At 59.1% G+C, this 17,234-nt stretch carries 14 protein-coding genes; 1 reads left to right on the top strand and 13 read right to left on the bottom strand.

The window, feature by feature from the left end:
- Window positions 1-12 precede the first annotated feature (12 nt).
- The 5 genes from ACQQ2Q_RS19490 to ACQQ2Q_RS19470 all read right to left on the bottom strand — a co-directional run bounded on the left by ACQQ2Q_RS19490 (window position 13) and on the right by ACQQ2Q_RS19470 (window position 5,464).
- A complete protein-coding gene (locus ACQQ2Q_RS19490; RefSeq protein ID WP_428188793.1) occupies window positions 13-1,323 on the bottom strand; it encodes an amylo-alpha-1,6-glucosidase in 1,311 nt (436 codons plus the stop codon).
- Between the two features lie 7 nt (window positions 1,324-1,330).
- Window positions 1,331-2,374 (bottom strand): ABC transporter ATP-binding protein, encoded by a 1,044-nt coding sequence (locus tag ACQQ2Q_RS19485; RefSeq protein ID WP_428188792.1) that lies wholly within the window; start codon window positions 2,372-2,374, stop codon window positions 1,331-1,333.
- A gap of 32 nt (window positions 2,375-2,406) precedes the next feature.
- Complete coding sequence (locus ACQQ2Q_RS19480; RefSeq protein WP_428188791.1) at window positions 2,407-3,249, bottom strand: carbohydrate ABC transporter permease; 843 nt, start codon at window positions 3,247-3,249, stop codon at window positions 2,407-2,409.
- Entirely contained in the window at window positions 3,246-4,091 is an 846-nt protein-coding gene (locus tag ACQQ2Q_RS19475) for a carbohydrate ABC transporter permease (protein ID WP_428188790.1), read from the bottom strand. Before ACQQ2Q_RS19475 ends, ACQQ2Q_RS19480 begins: the two co-directional genes overlap by 4 nt.
- A 104-nt stretch (window positions 4,092-4,195) precedes the next feature.
- Complete coding sequence (locus tag ACQQ2Q_RS19470; RefSeq protein WP_428188789.1) at window positions 4,196-5,464, bottom strand: ABC transporter substrate-binding protein; 1,269 nt, start codon at window positions 5,462-5,464, stop codon at window positions 4,196-4,198.
- A 316-nt stretch (window positions 5,465-5,780) separates the two neighbouring features.
- On the opposite strand from ACQQ2Q_RS19470, the gene ACQQ2Q_RS19465 reads away from it, so the two are divergent.
- Window positions 5,781-6,794 (top strand): LacI family DNA-binding transcriptional regulator, encoded by a 1,014-nt coding sequence (locus ACQQ2Q_RS19465; RefSeq protein ID WP_428188788.1) that lies wholly within the window; start codon window positions 5,781-5,783, stop codon window positions 6,792-6,794.
- 140 nt (window positions 6,795-6,934) lie between these two features.
- Here ACQQ2Q_RS19465 and ACQQ2Q_RS19460 read toward each other — a convergent pair whose 3' ends face one another.
- From ACQQ2Q_RS19460 to ACQQ2Q_RS19425, 8 genes are all read right to left on the bottom strand, one after another.
- Complete coding sequence (locus tag ACQQ2Q_RS19460; RefSeq protein WP_428188787.1) at window positions 6,935-9,016, bottom strand: TRAP transporter permease; 2,082 nt, start codon at window positions 9,014-9,016, stop codon at window positions 6,935-6,937.
- 101 nt (window positions 9,017-9,117) lie between these two features.
- Entirely contained in the window at window positions 9,118-10,119 is a 1,002-nt protein-coding gene (locus ACQQ2Q_RS19455; protein WP_428188786.1) for a TAXI family TRAP transporter solute-binding subunit, read from the bottom strand.
- Between the two features lie 286 nt (window positions 10,120-10,405).
- Entirely contained in the window at window positions 10,406-11,533 is a 1,128-nt protein-coding gene (locus ACQQ2Q_RS19450) for a PLP-dependent cysteine synthase family protein (RefSeq protein ID WP_428188785.1), read from the bottom strand.
- Window positions 11,534-11,547: 14 nt separating this feature from the next.
- Entirely contained in the window at window positions 11,548-11,922 is a 375-nt protein-coding gene (locus tag ACQQ2Q_RS19445; RefSeq protein ID WP_428188784.1) for a Rid family detoxifying hydrolase, read from the bottom strand.
- Window positions 11,923-11,978: 56 nt separating this feature from the next.
- Window positions 11,979-13,253, bottom strand: a complete 1,275-nt coding sequence (locus ACQQ2Q_RS19440) for a D-amino acid dehydrogenase (protein ID WP_428188842.1) — start codon at window positions 13,251-13,253, stop codon at window positions 11,979-11,981.
- Entirely contained in the window at window positions 13,253-14,032 is a 780-nt protein-coding gene (locus tag ACQQ2Q_RS19435; RefSeq protein ID WP_428188783.1) for an SDR family oxidoreductase, read from the bottom strand. The genes ACQQ2Q_RS19440 and ACQQ2Q_RS19435 overlap by 1 nt, the downstream gene beginning before the upstream one ends.
- A gap of 1 nt (window position 14,033) precedes the next feature.
- Window positions 14,034-16,286, bottom strand: coding sequence for a molybdopterin-dependent oxidoreductase (locus ACQQ2Q_RS19430; protein ID WP_428188782.1), 2,253 nt, complete (start codon window positions 16,284-16,286; stop codon window positions 14,034-14,036).
- A 2-nt stretch (window positions 16,287-16,288) separates the two neighbouring features.
- Entirely contained in the window at window positions 16,289-17,227 is a 939-nt protein-coding gene (locus tag ACQQ2Q_RS19425) for a dihydrodipicolinate synthase family protein (protein WP_428188781.1), read from the bottom strand.
- Between the last annotated feature and the right edge of the window lie 7 nt (window positions 17,228-17,234).

Raw genomic sequence — 17,234 nt, 5'->3', positions numbered from 1 at the left:
GCGACGGCAGTGCTAGCCCATCGCGCTGCCTGATAACTGCGGCAAAGATGGACCGGTCGTCGGACTGGCCAGGAATTCGAGAACCATGGCGGCTGTCCAGGTAAAATGCGCGCCGCCGCAGGGCGCGGCGGTGATCGGACTGTAATATTCGGCAAAGCCGCTGAGTTCGATCAAGCGGATACTGTCGGCGATGATGCGATCGACCATGTCACTCTGGCCAGCAGCGAGAAGTCCGTCGGCGATCATGTAGTTGACGATCAGCCAGGCCGGGCCACGCCAGTAGCGCAGGTCATCGAATTCGGCCGTCGTAGGATCATGACTGGGGATCAGGAATTGTGCGGCTTCACCCAGTTTTTCGATACGTCGGGAAATGCTCGCGGCCCTGTCCGCCGGAATCGCCGCGAAAGCGGCCAGAAGTCCGCCGACCGAGGGGCTGTCGATCAGGCTGCCGGTAGTCCGGTCGAGACAGAGATACTGTCCATGCGCCCTGCTCCAAAGCGTCTCCATGGCGGCACTGCCACGCTCTGCCAAGTCGCGAGACTGCCGAGCGATATCCGGTTCATCCAGTTGATCCGCGAGATCCGCGAGGTCCGCACAAGAGCGGATCAGGATGGCGTTGAAGCCGGGATCGACGACCTGAAACGGCGAGGCATCATGCAGTCTGGTGTTATCCCACCCAAGGCTGCGGAAGGTCTGCACCAACCAGATATAGCGCTCATATTGCGCCCGGGTCGGTCTATGTGCCGGATCGGCATGCTGGATGTCCCGGCGTGTGAAGGGTTCGACACCGTCCGTCGGTACGCGCAAAAGCGCGATATCCCAGTCCACCGAGTTGTCGCGACCGGACTCCCACGGGTGAATGATAGCGACCAGACCACTCCCCTTGGGGTCGCGGGCACGGAAGAACCATTGATGCCAGGCATGAAGCTGAGGCAGCAGGGCCTTGGCTCTCTCTCTGGCCAGGGTCTTGTCCTTTGCCCGGTCGAACAGGCGACGAACCGTAAAGGCAGCCACCGGGGGCTGGGTGATGCCGGACGTGGGAACCTTTCGGCTAGTTGCCCAGACATCGGGTCCGGGAAAATAGCCCTCGTCGCGTTCATGAAAGATGATATGCGGCACCATGCCGTCTTCCCATTGATGGGCAAAAAGCGTGTCGATCTCGGTCCAGGCCCGAACCTCGTCGAAATGGGCGAAGCCGAGGGCGCTGAGCGCACTATCCCAGTTCCATTGGAACGGATAGAGGCCGTGGGTCGGCACCGTATACGTACCCCGGTCGTTGCGGCGCAGCACCTGCACCGCCTGTTCGATCAATGCATCTCTCATCTGTATCTCAGGCCAAGGCTAGGGTGGTTTCAGGATCGAACCAGCGTATACGATCGGCTTGCGGCGCCAAGGTCAAAGTATCGCCCGGGCGCACGGTCAGATCGCTGTCCAGCACCGCGCGGAAGGGTCTGCCGTCCACGTCGCAGGTGACCAGAAGATGCGCACCCAGCGGCTCCACCACCTTTGCCGTTGCGGTCAATCCGTGTTCGGCAGGGCGGATATCTTCCGGACGGATTGCAAATTGCAATGCCGGCCTATCGGTGCGCGGACCATCGATGATTTCACCGGCAACACGCCATTTTCCGTCACCGGCGGGTGTCGCCTTGATGAAATTCATCGGCGGGTTGCCAATGAAACTGCCGACGAATTCTGCGGCAGGACTGCGATAGACCTCAATTGGCGTCGCCGCCTGTACGATCTTGCCCTGGTGCATGACACTGATGCGATCGGCAAGGCTCATGGCCTCCACCTGGTCATGCGTGACATAGATCGCCGTCGTCTTGCTGTCGGCGAGTACGCCTTTGAGTTCGGCGCGCATTTCGAGCCTCAGAAGCGCATCGAGATTGGACAGCGGCTCGTCCATCAGGATAACGTCCGGCTCCATTGCGAGCGCTCGGGCGACGGCAACACGCTGCCGCTGCCCGCCCGACAATTCGCCTGAATAGCGCTTCAGCAGCTGTTCGATATGCATGAGCGTCGCGGTACGCTCGACCCGCCGCGTGACCTCATCATTCGGCATCTTCTTCATGCGCAGACCAAAGGCGATGTTTTCGAACACCGTGAGGTGGGGAAAAACCGCATAGTTCTGGAACACCATGGCAATGCCCCGGTCTTTCGGCGGTAGATGGTCCACGCGCCTGCCCCCGATCCAGACTTCGCCGGTGCTGGCCGTCGCAAGTCCCGCTACAATGCGTAAAAGCGTTGTCTTTCCGCAGCCTGAGGCACCGAGCAGGACCATGAATTCCTGATCGGCAATGGTCAGGTTGATATCATGAAGCGCTTGGTAAGCGCCGAAGGTCTTGGCGACGTTCTTGATACGAATTTCAGCCATTTGACTGGTTCCTTTGTCTAGGCGCGCTCCGCTCAGCGGTTGGCGATGCCCCACATGGCGAAGAGGTATTTGCGCACGGCGAAAATAAAGATCAGCGCCGGGACAACGAGGATGAAGCCGCCTGCGAATTTCAGATGCAGCGGTGCTTCGCCGAGCGTTTGCAGCAAAAAGGCGGGCAAGGTGCGGTTTTCGATGGTCAGAACGGCTGCGGCAAAAACCTCGTTCCACGAGATTACAAAGGCGAAGATCGCAGACGCCGTGATACCGGGCAGGATGAGAGGCAGGACCACCTTGGTGAAGGCGGTAAACCGCGTACATCCAAGCGTCCAGGCGGCTTCCTCCAGCTCAACCGGAATTCCGGAAAACAGCGAAAAGGTGATCAGGACGGCAAAGGGGATTGCCAATGTCGTGTGTACGAGGGCAAGCCCGAAGGCCGTGTCGTCGAGACCGGTGCGGATGAAGAGGACCGCAAGCGGAAGCGCCAGTAGCGGCAGCGGAAAGGCACGGGTGAGAAGGATCAACATACGGAACACTTCCTTGCCACGAAAATCGAACCGCGACAGGGCATAGCCTGCCGGCGCGCCGATGGCGATCGACAGCACCATTGTCATTCCGGCGACGAGAATCGAATTCTTCAAGGCAGTGAGCATGCCGTTGAAACTGGCAAAGAAGGTCAGGCTGCCAAGATCGAATTCAGGAATGAAGGATTTGGGAAAGCTGTTGACCGTTTCCGGTGAGGACAGCGTGTTGATGAACAGCAGATAGAGCGGAACGATCACCCAGGCACACAGCAGAATGACCGAGGCGACATAGACAGTGCGCCCGGTTCTGCGGGTCGAGGCAACCTGCGCGGGGGTCGCAACGGAAGCGGTCATATCGAGGCTCCCTTCGGCACGCGCAAGACGCGCAGAATGATCAGCGTGAAGGCGATCGAGATGGCAAGTACGATCAGGGCCAGGGCCGCCGCCGCGCCATTGTTCTGGAGACTGAACTGGTAGGAATAGATCTCACCCATGAGCACGGGAAAGAGTGTGCCCCCGAGGGCTGCGACCACAGCGAAGACTTCGAAGGCCAGCACGACACGCAGGATGAGCGCGGTCTGCAAGGACGGCCTGAGCAAGGGAAGGGTGATGCGCAAGAACTGCTTCCAGCGCGAGGCTCCGAACACCTCGGCGGCCTCATAGTATTCCCTGGGTATCAAACCAATGCCGGCCACGAGGATGACAAGCATGATCGCCGTGGCGCGCCAGATTTCGGCGAGCGCAATGGCGGCAAATACGATCCCCGGATGTTGGTAGGAGAGAAAGTTGACAGGGCGATCAACCAGGCCAAGTCCACTCATCATCGAATTCAGAAAGCCCGACTGGTCGAAGATCGCAAGCCAGATGATGCCCGCCGCAAGATCGGAGATGCCGAGCGGAATTGTCCAGATATAGAGGACCATATCGCGTCCCCGGTTCATGCGACTGACCATCGTCGCCATCAACAGGGACAGTGCCAGTTGAACGGGCACGACGAGCGCTGCAAGCAACAGAGTGTTTTTCAGCGAGATCGGAAACTTCCAGTAACCGACCACCTCACGGAAGTTATCCATGGTCAAGCCCGCGCCGGTGCTGAAGGCCTGTTGCGCGACCAGCACAAAGGGATAGACGAAGAACACCCCCAGAAACAGCGTGACCGGCAGGATCAGCACATAGGGCAGAATTCGAGCGTTCATTGGATCGCTCCCATGCTTGCGCAAAGCGCTCTTTTGCAAATCAGGGCGGCATTGTCCGGGCCGCAAGAAGCCCGGACGCGATGGATCTCACAAGGATGTGCCAATCATTCGACCGGGCATGCACCCTCAGATGGTGCATCGGGTGCCCAGCAAGGCGCACCGGTTTCCTCCATGATCGCTTTCAGCTGAACCTTCTCATCGTCCAGAACCGACCTGATGTCCTGACCGGCCAAAACGATGCGCTCAAAACTGTCGACGAAGATACGGTTGAACTCGCCGCCCTTTTCGCCGAGACCCGCGGGCAGGAGACCGGGATTTGCGTCCGCTGATCCACTCATTTTTGCAACTGCCGCACCGGCAGCCTTGACCGCAGGCGGCAGGTCATCCGGCAGATCGACGTCGATCACCGGGAAGAAGCTTGTCGCCCGCAGCGTCGCAATCTGGGTTTCGGGTGCGAGCATATATTTCACCAGCGCCTTGGACGCATCCATATCGGGTGCCGTCTTTGGAATGGCGATACCGGCCAGCACAGGCATGAAGCCGCGACCCTCCGGTCCTGCGGGCGCAGGAAAGGCGACGAAATCATCCGGACGTTCATTAAATGCCTGCGCGAGACGGGAGGTGTGGTCAAAAACGATCCATGCGTCGCCAGACAAAAGCTGTTCCTGCATGAAGGAAAAGTTGGTCGAGGCGGGGTTGGTATGCGTCCAGAGCTCGCGGAATTTTTCCCATGCGGTTACAGCACCATCGGAGGCAAAGGTGCGCACAACACCATTGGTGTAGGACGGATAGAGATAGCCCTGGAAGAAGCGATGTTTGAGGCCCTTCGGTCCAGCCGGAAAGCCGAACTTGGGTTCGCCCGTCGCGTCCTGAACCTTGGCGGTCCATTCGATCAACTGATCATAGGTCAGAGCATCGATGTCGGCGCCTTCGGGCAAAAATTCCAGCGCCTTCTTATTGGCGGCCATGATGTAGGTTGCCTGCATCCACGGGACATATTGCATGTGCTCGGTGCCAAGCTTTGCAAGTGTGTTGAAGGTCTCGCTCTTGGCCGTGACACCGAGATCATCCAGATCGACAAGGTTTTCCGGATCCAATGCCGAGAAATTGCCATGCAGGGCACCCAAAGTGCCGATCGATCCCGAATTGGCCTGAAGCTCAGCCTGAAGACGGGTCAACCAAGGGCCATCTTCATTGGGCTGATAGTCAACTTTCTCCGGTGCGCCGCTCAAGACTTCTTCGCGCATGGCCTGCGCTTCTTCGACCGGCCGTGCCTGGGTCGACCAGAACAGGATGTCTGCCTGGGCAATGGCGGCGGAGCATAGAATGGCCAAGCCGGAAACGGCGCCAGCGAGCGTGTATCTCACAGTCATGAATTCCTCCCAAAGATGCATTTCGAGCACCGGACTCCCCTCCGATGCGCATTTTTCTGACAGTCTCGTCACCGATTGGCGACCAGCTATCTTGGCATGCGGCCCGATGTCATATTGCTGGCATCAGATGCACTCAGCGACCTCCATCGCTGAATGTCGAAATCATGGTACATCGTTATATCCAAGTCAACGCCAAACTCCCGCGAGACCAGTCATCCGCAGTCGTGACTGCGGGTGAAGCTGTTGATCTGCTGAGCATTTACGCCTAAATGGCAGCGTCATTCGCGAAATCGTTGTATCAAAGGCGCGTCCATCGATGGCAGGTAAGCCGACACTGGAGACCGTAGCGAAGGAAGCCGGCGTTTCGATCCCGACCGTCAGCCAGGTCATGCGCGGGACGGGCCGGATATCGGAGGAGACGCGCAAGAAAGTCCTGCAAGCTGCCGCCCGGCTGCACTATGTCCCGGATGCACGAGCTGCCTCGATGCGATCGGGCAAGAACAGCGAAATCGGACTCGTGATCCACCAGATCTCCAATCCGTTCAATGCCGAGGTCATCAGCGGTGTCAGCGATCTTCTGGAGGCCGAAGGCTATCTCGTTTCGGTGTTGGACGCGCGCGACGATCTGAGCCGCCAGGATCGCCAGCTTGAAGCATTCATTCGCAATGGACGTGGAGGACTTCTCTGGGTGCCGGCGGTTGGTACGACCGAGAAAACACTCGATTTTCTTGCAACGCATGCCGTCCCGACCGTGACGTTTCTGCGCCGCCCCGACCAAAGCGCCTTCGATCACGTGGGTATTCGCAACGCCGAGGCAACCGCAAGCGCGACGAAACATCTGGCCGATCTTGGCCATCGCAATATCGCCTTTCTGGGCGGAACGACTATGACCGATGTGCGCAAGGAGCGGATCGCCGGATATGCGAGCATGATATCCGACAGAAATCTCGGTGTTCCGGTGATCTGGGATTCCGGCGACAAAAAACTGGCCGGGCTGAAGGCCATGCTCGAATTGCGGCGAGCGCATCCAGAGATAACCGCAGTCGTCTGCAACAGCGATACGGTTGCCCTTGGGGCATGCTTGTCGCTGATGCGGTCGGGATTACAACCCGGACGAGATATCTCGATAACGGGATTCGACGATATCGAGGACGCCGCAATGGCAACGCCTGCACTGACCACCATGGCCGTCAGTCCCTATCAGTTGGGACGGCGCCTGGCGCTGGTTCTGCTGGACCGCTTGCGGGAGCCCGGCATGCCCGTGAGTATCTCCGAAGTCTCTGCGGAATTGATTGTGCGTGAGACGACTGCTGCCCCTTTTGCAGGCTGAATCTGAAGACTTGCTATGGGGGGCAGGCTGTCTAGAGCCTCGACTGCCGAAGTCCATGCCCGATCGCAAATCGGACGCTGAATCGATTGGAATTCAGCGTCCGAAAATCGTACCTGGCATGACGTGCTTTGGCCCGCCCCCTAAGCCGCAGCAGCCCTCTTGTTCAACAGCAACTGCCTTGCCGCAATCGGTGCCATCAGCAGAAGACCGACGACGGTGGCGATCAGATCCGGCGCGACCAGGAGAATTGCGGCCAGAACCAGGGCAATACGCTCGTACCAGTAAAGCTGGGCGAAGAGCCAGTTGGATACCGCCGCAGCCAGTGCCCAGATACCCAGAACCGTTCCGCTGAAGGCCAGGAAGAAGGCCGTCCAGGTAAAGTTATCGGTGACCAGCAGCAGTGCCGGCTGGAAGGCGAAGACGAAGGGAACCAGTGCCTTGCCCATGCTGAGACGGAATGCCGTATTGCCGGCCTTGAAGGCATTGGCGCCGGCGATGCCCGCTCCCGCATAGGCCGCCATCGCAACCGGCGGGGTCACATCCGCCAGAACGCCATAGTAGAACACGAAGAAATGGGCGACCAGAGGCTGGACGCCGAGCATTCCGAGGATCGGTGCTGCAACGGCAACCATGATGATATAGTTCGCGGTTGTCGGAATGCCGCAGCCCATCAGGATGCAGACGATGGCGGTCAGCATCAGGGTGAAGAGCAGTGTGAGTGTCGGCACGCCCATCAGTTCGAATGGCAGGAATGCCAGCAGGCCGTGGATCGAACCGGCCCAGTCCTGCGCAACGCTGGTCACCATATAGGCGATCTTGAAACCAACGCCGGTCAGGGTCACCACGCCAATCACCACGCCCACCAGTGCCGCGGCGGCTGTGACGGACAGCGATTGCTTGGCGCCAAGGATAAAGCCTTCCCATACGCCATGGGCGGTACCACGCAGACCATCGACGATGCCGCTTGCACGCACCTGCTGGATGATCAGGACCACGATGCAGGCTGTGATCGACCAGAAGGCCGCAGCAAAGGGTGTGCGACCGGACAGCAGCACTGCCACCAGAAGCAGCAGCGGCACAACTGTCAGCCAGCCCTTTTTCAGTACCTTCCACGCATTGGGAATTTCCTCTGGAGATAGTCCACGCAGACCCAGGCGGCGCGCTTCCAGATGGACCTGAACCAGAACGCCGAAGAAGTGCATGAAAGCCGGAACGAGCGCTGCGGTCAGGATGGTGGTGAGCGGCAGGCCCAGATATTCGATCATGAGGAATGCGACGGCACCCATGACTGGTGGCGTGATCTGACCGCCGGTCGAGGCGGCGGCTTCCACGGCTGCGGCGAAGTGGCGGGGATAGCCGATGCGGATCATCGCGGGAATGGTGAGAGCCCCGGTTGTCACCGTATTCGCAATAGACGATCCCGAAATCGAACCGAGCAATGCGGAGGAAAGCACCGAGACCTTGGCAGGGCCACCGGCATAGCGACCGGCCAAGGCCGATGCCACGTCAATGAATAACTGGCCAAGTCCGATGCGTGTCGCCATCACACCGAACAGCACGAAATGAAACACATAGGTGGCAATGACGCCAAGGGCCGTGCCGTAGATGCCCTGCGATGTCAGATAGAGGTGGTTGACGATATTCGACCAGCTGGCACCCGGATGAACGAGGATGCCCGGCATCGACTTGCCAAAATAGGCATAGGCAATGAAAAGAAGCGCGATGACGGGGAGCGGCCAGCCCATGGAGCGGCGAACCGCTTCCAATAGAACGACAATCAGAATTGTCCCCATGATGATGTCGATCGGGAGTGGATTGCCGACGCGGAAGGCGAGATCGCTGTAGATCCAAGGCACATAAAGGGCAGCCATCAGCCCGGCTATGCCCAGGACCCAGTCTATCAATGGCAAACCGAAGGGCGACAGGATGCCAGGCTTGATCTCCTTCTTGCCGAAGGCAGAAAAGCTCAGGAAAACCACTAGCAAGGTGACGCCCAGGTGAAGGCCGCGGTGAACCGTTGCCTGCGGGATACCGAAGCCTGCGGTGTAGAAGTGATAGCACGACAGCAGAAACAGGATTGCCGCCGTAATCAGGGTCATGGGCCAGGCAAGAGTGCGAAACCGCATCTCCGGATCGAAGGTTTCTTCGATTGCCTGCAGCTCGTCTGCCGTCATGTGTTTGACGTCCTCAGCCGTATCCTGCCTGTTCTGATCACCGGTCATAGGCACCTGCCTCTTTTGCAAATATGGGAAAGAAAGGGCCGTGCATCGGCTGCACGGCCCTCATCAGATCGCTACGTGGCCAAGGCCAGGTAACCAGATGCTTACTTCAGAAGGCCTGTTTCCTTGTAGAACTTCTCAGCGCCTGGATGCAGAGGAATGCCAATGCCGTTCAAGGCATTTTCCTTGGTGATGACCTTGCCCTTGGAATGGCCGGCATCGAGCTGCTTGCGAGTGTTGTCGTTCCACAGAGCCTTGGTGATGCCGTAGATCAGGTCTTCCGGCTGGTCAGCACTGGTGATCCACTGCGCACCCACTGCCAGGGTCTTCACGTCGGCGTCGCTGCCCTCATAGGTGCCGGCCGGAATCGTGTTGGAGGCGAAGAAGGTGTATTTCTCGCAGATCGAGGGAGCCTCGTCGCAGGAAATTGGTACCAACTTCACGTCATGCTGGCTGGCCAGTTCTGCAATCGCGCCGGCCGGAAAGCCGCCCACGAAGAAAAACGCATCCATGGCACCATCGCGCATGCGGTCAGCGGCCTGATCGGGCTTGAGGAATTCTGCCGAAATGTCGGATTCCGAAAGGCCGTAGCCTTCCAGGATGATGCGTGCATCAACCAGCGTACCCGAGCCAGGCTCATCCATGGAAACGCGCTTTCCCTTGAGGTCGGCAACGCTGTTGATGCCGGAACCGGCGCTAGCTACAAGGTGGATGCTTTCCGGGTAAAGGTTGGCAATGGCGCGCAGCGTCTCGACGGCAGGCTTGCCATCCCAGATGCCCGTTCCCGTGTAGGCCCAGGTGGCAACGTCAGACTGGGCAAAACCGGATTCCAGCGAACCGCCGGCAATGGCGTTGATATTGGCAACAGAGCCGTTGGACGACAGCGCCGAGGCCACGAGACCGGGCACACCGCATGAGCCGCCTTCTTCGCAAGGGCGCGAACCGGGTGGGCTTGAAATCGCATTGGCCAACAGTCCGCCAATTGGATAGTAAGTCCCGGCTGTCCCGCCGGTGCCGATCCGGAAGAAGGAAATGTCCTGCGCCATTGCGGTTGTTGCCAGCCCCAGAACCAGTGCTGCGCCCGCGATGAATTTGTAGTGTTTCATGGTAACTCCCTCTTATGATCTTGCAATTTTGGCTAAGCTTAAGTGCGTTTTTGCGCAGCTGCAAGACAGCGGAGTCGTTCTCCCGGACGTTGTTTAACGGCCAGGAAAGAATTCACATTTATTAGAAATTGCATTGCCCGAATTGGACGCCTTCAGCGTGTTCTTCCGGTATCTACTTAAGGTTGTTTTGAAAGTGCAAAACTACTCTTTCACGTTCCTTGCCGCTCGATTTCGGAAAATCCATGCATTGACTTAAGCCAAGCTCATACGCGTCGGCGTTGATTTCTCAAGTCTCTACCGGAAGCGTAAATTGGCCTGAGTCCAGGAATGTCTCGATCATCTCGCGATAGGGCGCGATATCGATACCGTTGGCGGCAAGCCATTCCGGATTGTAGTAGGTCGATGTGTAGCGGTCACCGCTGTCGCAGATAAGCGAAACCAGCGATCCCTTTTCACCGGCCTCCAGCATGCAGCTGGCAATCCAGCAAACACCGAAGAAATTGGTGCCGGTCGACCCGCCGACGCGGCGGAAAAGTCTTTCCGACAGCACATGCATGGCGGCAATCGAAGCCGCGTCCGGAATACGGATCATGTGGTCGATCACGCCGGGCACAAAGGACGGCTCGACACGCGGTCGCCCGATGCCTTCAATCCGCGAGGGGCGGGCAGATGTGGCCTTCATGTCGCCGCTATGCCAGGCATCGTAAAAGGCTGAATGTTCAACATCGACGACACAAAGGCGCGTCGGGAAATTGCGATAGCGGATATAGCGCCCGAGCGTTGCCGAGGTGCCGCCGGTGCCGGCAGACATGACCACCCAGGTCGGATGGGGATGAACCTCACCCTCCATCTGCTGGAAAATGGACTCGGCAATATTGTTGTTGCCACGCCAGTCGGTGGCGCGTTCGGCATAGGTGAACTGGTCGAGATAGTAACCACCGGCTTCGGCAGCCAGCCGCGCGGCGACGTCGTAGACCTCGCCCGGATTATCGACGAAATGGCAGCGCCCGCCGAAACGTTCGATAGCCTCGATCTTCTGCCGGCTGGTGCTATGCGGCATCACCGCAATGAAAGGCAGATCGAGCAGGTGGGCGAAATAGCTTTCACTGACTGCCGTCGAACCGGAAGACGCTTCGACCAGCGTGGTGCCCTTGCGGATACGGCCATTGCAGATGCCGTAAAGAAAGAGAGAGCGGGCAAGCCGGTGTTTCAGGCTTCCCGTTGGATGGGTCGATTCATCCTTCAGATAGATCGAAATCCCCTTCAGCCCCGGAAAGACAGGATTGACGAGATGGGTATCGGCAGAACGCCGACCGTCGCCCTGGAGCAGTGCAATGGCCTCGCGTGCCCAGACACGATCCTCGCTTGCGGGAAGCTCGGTAATGTTGGGGCAGGCAATGGAAGGGGATGTCATGGATATGTGTCCGATCAGATGGCGATGACGGCTTCAACTTCGACCTTGGCACCCTTTGGCAATGCCGAAACTTCGAAGGTGGCGCGAGCCGGATAAGGTGCGGTGAAGGCAGCGCCATAGGCTTCGTTGATTGCAGCGAAACCGGAGAGATCGGTCAGCAGGATCGTCGTCTTGATGGTCTTGGAGATATCCGTGCCGGCAGCTTCAGCAATGGCCGCAATATTCTTCATGCACTGCTGCATCTGTCCAACCGCATCCTCGGCTGCAAACTCGCCGGTGGCCGGATCGATCGGCAGCTGGCCGGAAACAAACAGCAGGTCGCCATGGCGAACAGCTTGGGAGTAGGGGCCGATGGCGGCAGGTGCCTTGTCTGTGGAGATAGCGTTCATGATGAGGAGGTCCTTTCGTGTGTCTGATACCGGGGCTAGACTTCTATGAATTCACATCAAAGTTCAACATCCGGTCTGCGCCCTGACATCAGGTCAGCGAGAATGCGCGCGGTTCCGCAGGATTGCGTCCATCCATTGGAACCATGACCGGCATTGAGATAGAGATTGGCAAATTGCGTTGGCCCAACCTTGGCCGGTCCGCCCGGCGTCATCGGACGAAAACCGCACCAGAACTCGATCTGTTCGTAGTCGCAGGCATCGGGAAACAGCGTTTTGACACGTGCAATCAGTCCCTTGCGGGCTTCGGGCCTCAAGGCCCTGTCATAGCCGGCGATTTCGGCCACGCCGGCGGCGCGCAAGCGATTGCCAAGACGCGTGACCATGACCTTGGAATGCTCGTCCATGACAGACGAGACCGGTGCGGCTTGGTCGTCAGAAATGGCTGCAGTGATCGAGTATCCCTTCACCGGGTAGACGGGCAGATCAATGCCGAGCGGCTTCAGCAGCGAAGGTGCAAAGGCTCCGGCGGCAAGCACGAAAGCATCCGCGCTCATTTCGCTGTCGCGGGCCTCGTCAGAGCGGGTGCGAATGCGGGCAATCTTGCCACCGTCCCTTTCGAGCGCCGTGACGGCCGTATTGAAATGAAAACGGCAGCCGCGAGCGATCAGCAAATCCGCAAGCGCCCGTGTGAACAGATGGCTGTCGCCGGTGCCGTCTTCGGGCAAATGGAGTCCGCCGGCAAAGGACGCATCGGCCTGTTTCAACGCCGGCTCGAGACGCATGATCTCCGGCGTTTCGACGAAGCGGTGGGCGATGCCGAGCTCCATCAGAACCTTGGCAGAGCGGCGTCCGCCTTCTGCCTCTTCCTCGGTCTGGAAGACCTGTAATACGCCCTTGTCAGCTTCATCGAACCGGATGCCAGTCTTGAGACGAAGTTCGCTCAGGCAATGACGGCTATAGTGAGCAATGCGCTGCATGCTGGACTTGTTTTCGGCAAAGCTAGTCGGATTGCAGTTGGCGAGAAAACTCAAAAGCCAGCGCCATTGCGCCAAATCGAGCCGCGGTCGGATCTTCAGCGGTGGAAAATCGTCAAACAACCATTTCAATGCCTTAAGTGGCATTCCAGGCGCGGCCCAGGGGCCTGCGAAACTCGGGCAAATCCCGCCTGCATTGCCATAGCTTGCCTCACCGGCAGGCCCGGGCAGCCGCTCGACGACGGTCACCTCATGGCCAAGCTCGGTCAGATACCAGGCTGTGGTCACACCGACGACGCCGGCCCCGATAATAATGACTTTCATTTTGTTTCTTCCCGCGTGCCCTGTAGGTGCGATCAGTAGGTTCCGGGATAGCCGCCGCCATCGATGAGCAGATTCTGGCCGGTAACGAATCCGGCCTTGTCGCTGCAGAGGAAGGCGAAATAGGCGCCGATCTCGTCGGTGCGACCATAGCGGCCGGCGGGGTTACCCTTGGCGCGTTGCTGCCAGATTTCATCGAAGCTTGGACCGCCTTCTTCCAGCATACCAGCGATATGCTCGCGCTGCGCATCGCTGTCGATGATGCCGGGCAGGATGTTGTTGACGGTAACGTTGCGCGCAACGGTCTGACGCGCAAGACCCGCGGTAAAACCGACGAGGCCGGAGCGGGCGCCATTCGACAGTCCGAGTTCCAATTGCGCGATCTTGACGCTGCGCGAGACGATGTTGACGACCCGGCCGAAGCCGCGTTCCATCATTCCGTCGACTGTGGCGCGCATCATCTCGATGGGCGCCAGCATCATCAGATCCAGAGCGCCGATCCAGTCCTCGCGCTCCCATGTGCGGAAGTCGCCGGGTGGATAACCGCCGGCATTGTTGAGGAGGATGTCAGGCAAAGGGCAGGCGGCCAGGGCTGCGGCGCGGCCTTCGGGTTTGGTGATATCGGCTGAGACAACCTTGACCTCTGCGCCCGTCCGTTCCCGGATTTCGGTGGCCGTCTGTTCCAGCATATCCAGATTGCGGGCAACGATGGTGATTGCCACGCCCTCTTCCGCCAATGCCATTGCGCAGGCTTTTCCCATGCCCTTGCTGGCACCGGTCAACAGAGCTTTGCGCCCGCGAATTCCAAGATCCATGTCAGTTTCCTTGATCGGTATTGGCAGCCCACGGTTCAATCCGCACAAGGGCACTGAGCGCCGCGCAGGCCTTGGCCAGCGACGAGGTCTGCCGATCGGCGGTCAGAACATTCGGATTGCCGTTTTGTTCGACTGTGCCCTCTGCGGTATCAGTCGGCGCAAACCAGGCGCCGGTCGGCATCAACAATACGCCTTGCCTGATCGACGAGGTCACCTTGGCGGTCGCAAAACAGGCACCGCGTGCATTAAAGAGCCTGACCTTTTGGCCATCCACGATGCCGCGCAAATTCGCATCGTCGGGATGGATCGTCACCGGCGCAGCCGTGTCACTGCCAAGCACAGGGTAAAGCTGACCATGCAACTGCTTTTCCGGCTGGTTGGTTATCAGGTGCAACTCGCCGAGCTTGGCATTGCCGAGCCATTCGACCGGTTCGAGCCAGGCAGCATGCGCCGGGCAGTCGGCATAGGCAAAACCTTCGATTGCCGTCGAGAAGAGTTCGATCCGGCCAGAGGGCGTGGCAAGTGGCTTGAGGGACGGATCGGCACGAAAATCTTCGAGCATCACCTCTGGAGCTTCCGGATCCGGAACGCGCCAATAGCCCTCCGCAAACAACTGTTCGAAGGATGGCGCCTGCAGCGCTTCGGCACGGGCACGGGCTTCTGTTTTCTCCCACAGATGCCGCAGCCATTCTTCCTCATTGCGACCCTCATCGAAAGCAGGGCGGCAGCCGAGACGGTCTGAAAGGGCGCAGAAAATGTCGAAGTCATTGCGCGCTTCGCCAACCGGGTCGATCAGTTTGGGCATGGCAAAGACGTAAGGATCGCGGGACGATCCGCCGATATCGTTGCGCTCCAGACTGGTGGTTGCCGGCAACACGATATCGGCGCGCTTGGCAGTGGGCGTCCACCACGGCTCGTGCACGATCACCGTCTCAGGACGCTTCCAGGCCTGCTCGAGCTTGAACAGGTCCTGGGCATGGTGAAACGGATTTCCGCCCGCCCAATAGACCAGCTTGATATCGGGATAGGAAAGCGACTGGCCGTTGAAATCGACCGTCTTGCCAGGGTTGAGCAGGCAATCGGTCACGCAGGCAACTGGAATGGCGCTGTTTTCCGGGTTTTTCAGGCCGCTCATAACCGGCACATAACCGCGTCTTGCCATCGCGCCGACGCCGTTCATGGAGCCGTAGCCGAAGCAGAAACCGCCGCCCGGAAGGCCGATCTGACCGAGCATGGCCGCAAGGGCAATCAGCGCCCAGAACGGCTGCTCGCCGTGGTCGGCGCGTTGCAGCGACCAGGCTGCACTCAGCATGACACGACCGGACGACATCATCTGCCAGAGCGCTTCCAGCTTGCCAATCGGCACGCCGCTCGTCTCAGCAGCCCAGCCAAGCGATTTGACGACGCCGTCATGCCTACCTTGCAAATAGGCGAAGAACGCGTCCTGTCCGGTCACATAGCGGTTCAGGAATTCGGTATCTGCACGACCGCTGACAAGCGCCTGATGGGCAAGGCCCAGCATGATCGCAGTGTCGCTGTTCGGGCGTGGTGAAATCCAGGTGGCATCCAGATCGTCGGGTGCATCGCCAGCAAAGGGCGATACGACCACAAAGCGTGTGCCACGGGCTTTGGCCTTTTTAATGAATTCGGGCATGTCATGGCGACCGGCACCGCCCGAGGTGACACGCCAGTTCTTCGGATTCAGGCCGCCAAAGGCAACAACGACATCCGTGTGGTCCGCAATGCTTGCCCAGCTCGTTGCTGCATGGGAAACGGCACTCGCGTCACCCAGCACATGGGGGAGGATGACATTGGCCGCACCCCAGCTGTAATTGCCAACCTGATCGGTAAAGCCGCCGGCAGCGCTCAGGAAACGGCGCACCTGCGTGCGGGCATGATGCAGGCGACCGGCGCTCGACCAGCCGTAAGACCCGCCAAAGATGGATGCTGCACCATGGTCTGCATAGACACGGGTCAGTTCACCCGCCACCAGATCAAGCGCCTCGTCCCAGCTGACGGGGACCATCTCCTCTTCGCCACGCTTGCTGCCATCGCGGCTCCCTTTCAGGAAGCCGGCACGGACATAGGGACGATCGATGCGCCGATCGGAATAGGCCAGTTCTGGCCAGGCGCCGATCATTTGCGGATCGGCGCCGGCATCGCCGAAGGGACGCGCCTCGATCAGCCGGCCGTTTTCGACCAGCGCCTCGAATGCGCCCCAATGGCAGAGGCTTATTTTATGCGTGCCCGACAAGGTCACTCAGCCGCAGCGGCGAAATCGACTTCGAAGCCGTAACGCTCTGTAAGGCCAAGATCCTTGAAGGCCTGGATGCCGACCTGCAGCTTGGCACCGTCAATCGGCTGCAAAGGCTTGCGCAGCGGACCAGACGGCATGCCGAGAACGCGCATCAGCGTCTTTACGGCGACCGGGTTGATGGCGGAATAGGCAAAGTGCAGCATGGGCAGGTTGGTCAGCCATGCTTCACGGCAGTTGAAGGCATCCTCACCGCTTTCCCATGGCTTGGAAATGATCGCCATTTCGCGCGGAATGATGTTGCCTGTCATGTTTGCCGTGCCATGGCCGCCCAGCGCCATGGTTGGAATAACCAGACCGAGGTTCGGCGAGCAGCAGCACATGATCGCCATATCGGGCTTGGCAGCGCAAACCTGAGCAACCTGGCCCACGCGGGTGGTCGATTCCTTCAGCACCACCATATTGGGATGCTCGGCAAGCTTCAGCAGATCGTTCCAGTGCAGGTCGGTCTTCACGCGCGGCGGGTTGTTGTAAAAACCCATGGCCAGATCGGTGCTGTCGAGCACTTCCATGGCGTAATCGGTGATGGCGGCATTGTCGGCGCAGATATAGGCAGGCGCTGCCAGAATGGCACCGTCGGCACCTTCTGCCTTGGCATAGCGGGCATAATCGATGGTGGTTTCGGTATTGTTGCCGGTAATGCCGTAATACATCAGCATATTGCCCGGCTTCATCTTGGCGGTCTCGGAGATGATCATCTTGCGCTCTTCGGCAGACAGCATCGAGACTTCGCCGGTCGAGCCCATGATCAGCACCGCTTCGGTGCCGTTTTCATGGTGCCAGTTCAACAGCGTGCGGAAACCTTCGTAGTCGATCGTTCCGTCGTTGTTCATCGGGGTAACGAGGGCGACGAACGAGCCCTTTGGCTTGATATGAGCCATGGTAATA

It is taken from the genome of Agrobacterium sp. ES01, from assembly GCF_050320885.1.
GTDB lineage: Bacteria > Pseudomonadota > Alphaproteobacteria > Rhizobiales > Rhizobiaceae > Allorhizobium.
This window is presented reverse-complemented; position numbering and strand designations above follow the sequence as displayed.

Bases quoted from the DNA above. Each gene is read 5' to 3' on its own strand.
- ACQQ2Q_RS19490 (WP_428188793.1), bottom strand. From the start codon at position 1,323: ATGAGAGATGCATTGATCGAACAGGCGGTGCAGGTGCTGCGCCGCAAC.
- ACQQ2Q_RS19485 (WP_428188792.1), bottom strand. From the start codon at position 2,374: ATGGCTGAAATTCGTATCAAGAACGTCGCCAAGACCTTCGGCGCTTAC.
- ACQQ2Q_RS19480 (WP_428188791.1), bottom strand. From the start codon at position 3,249: ATGACCGCTTCCGTTGCGACCCCCGCGCAGGTTGCCTCGACCCGCAGA.
- ACQQ2Q_RS19475 (WP_428188790.1), bottom strand. From the start codon at position 4,091: ATGAACGCTCGAATTCTGCCCTATGTGCTGATCCTGCCGGTCACGCTG.
- ACQQ2Q_RS19470 (WP_428188789.1), bottom strand. From the start codon at position 5,464: ATGACTGTGAGATACACGCTCGCTGGCGCCGTTTCCGGCTTGGCCATT.
- ACQQ2Q_RS19465 (WP_428188788.1), top strand. From the start codon at position 5,781: ATGGCAGGTAAGCCGACACTGGAGACCGTAGCGAAGGAAGCCGGCGTT.
- ACQQ2Q_RS19460 (WP_428188787.1), bottom strand. From the start codon at position 9,016: ATGACCGGTGATCAGAACAGGCAGGATACGGCTGAGGACGTCAAACAC.
- ACQQ2Q_RS19455 (WP_428188786.1), bottom strand. From the start codon at position 10,119: ATGAAACACTACAAATTCATCGCGGGCGCAGCACTGGTTCTGGGGCTG.
- ACQQ2Q_RS19450 (WP_428188785.1), bottom strand. From the start codon at position 11,533: ATGACATCCCCTTCCATTGCCTGCCCCAACATTACCGAGCTTCCCGCA.
- ACQQ2Q_RS19445 (WP_428188784.1), bottom strand. From the start codon at position 11,922: ATGAACGCTATCTCCACAGACAAGGCACCTGCCGCCATCGGCCCCTAC.
- ACQQ2Q_RS19435 (WP_428188783.1), bottom strand. From the start codon at position 14,032: ATGGATCTTGGAATTCGCGGGCGCAAAGCTCTGTTGACCGGTGCCAGC.
- ACQQ2Q_RS19425 (WP_428188781.1), bottom strand. From the start codon at position 17,227: ATGGCTCATATCAAGCCAAAGGGCTCGTTCGTCGCCCTCGTTACCCCG.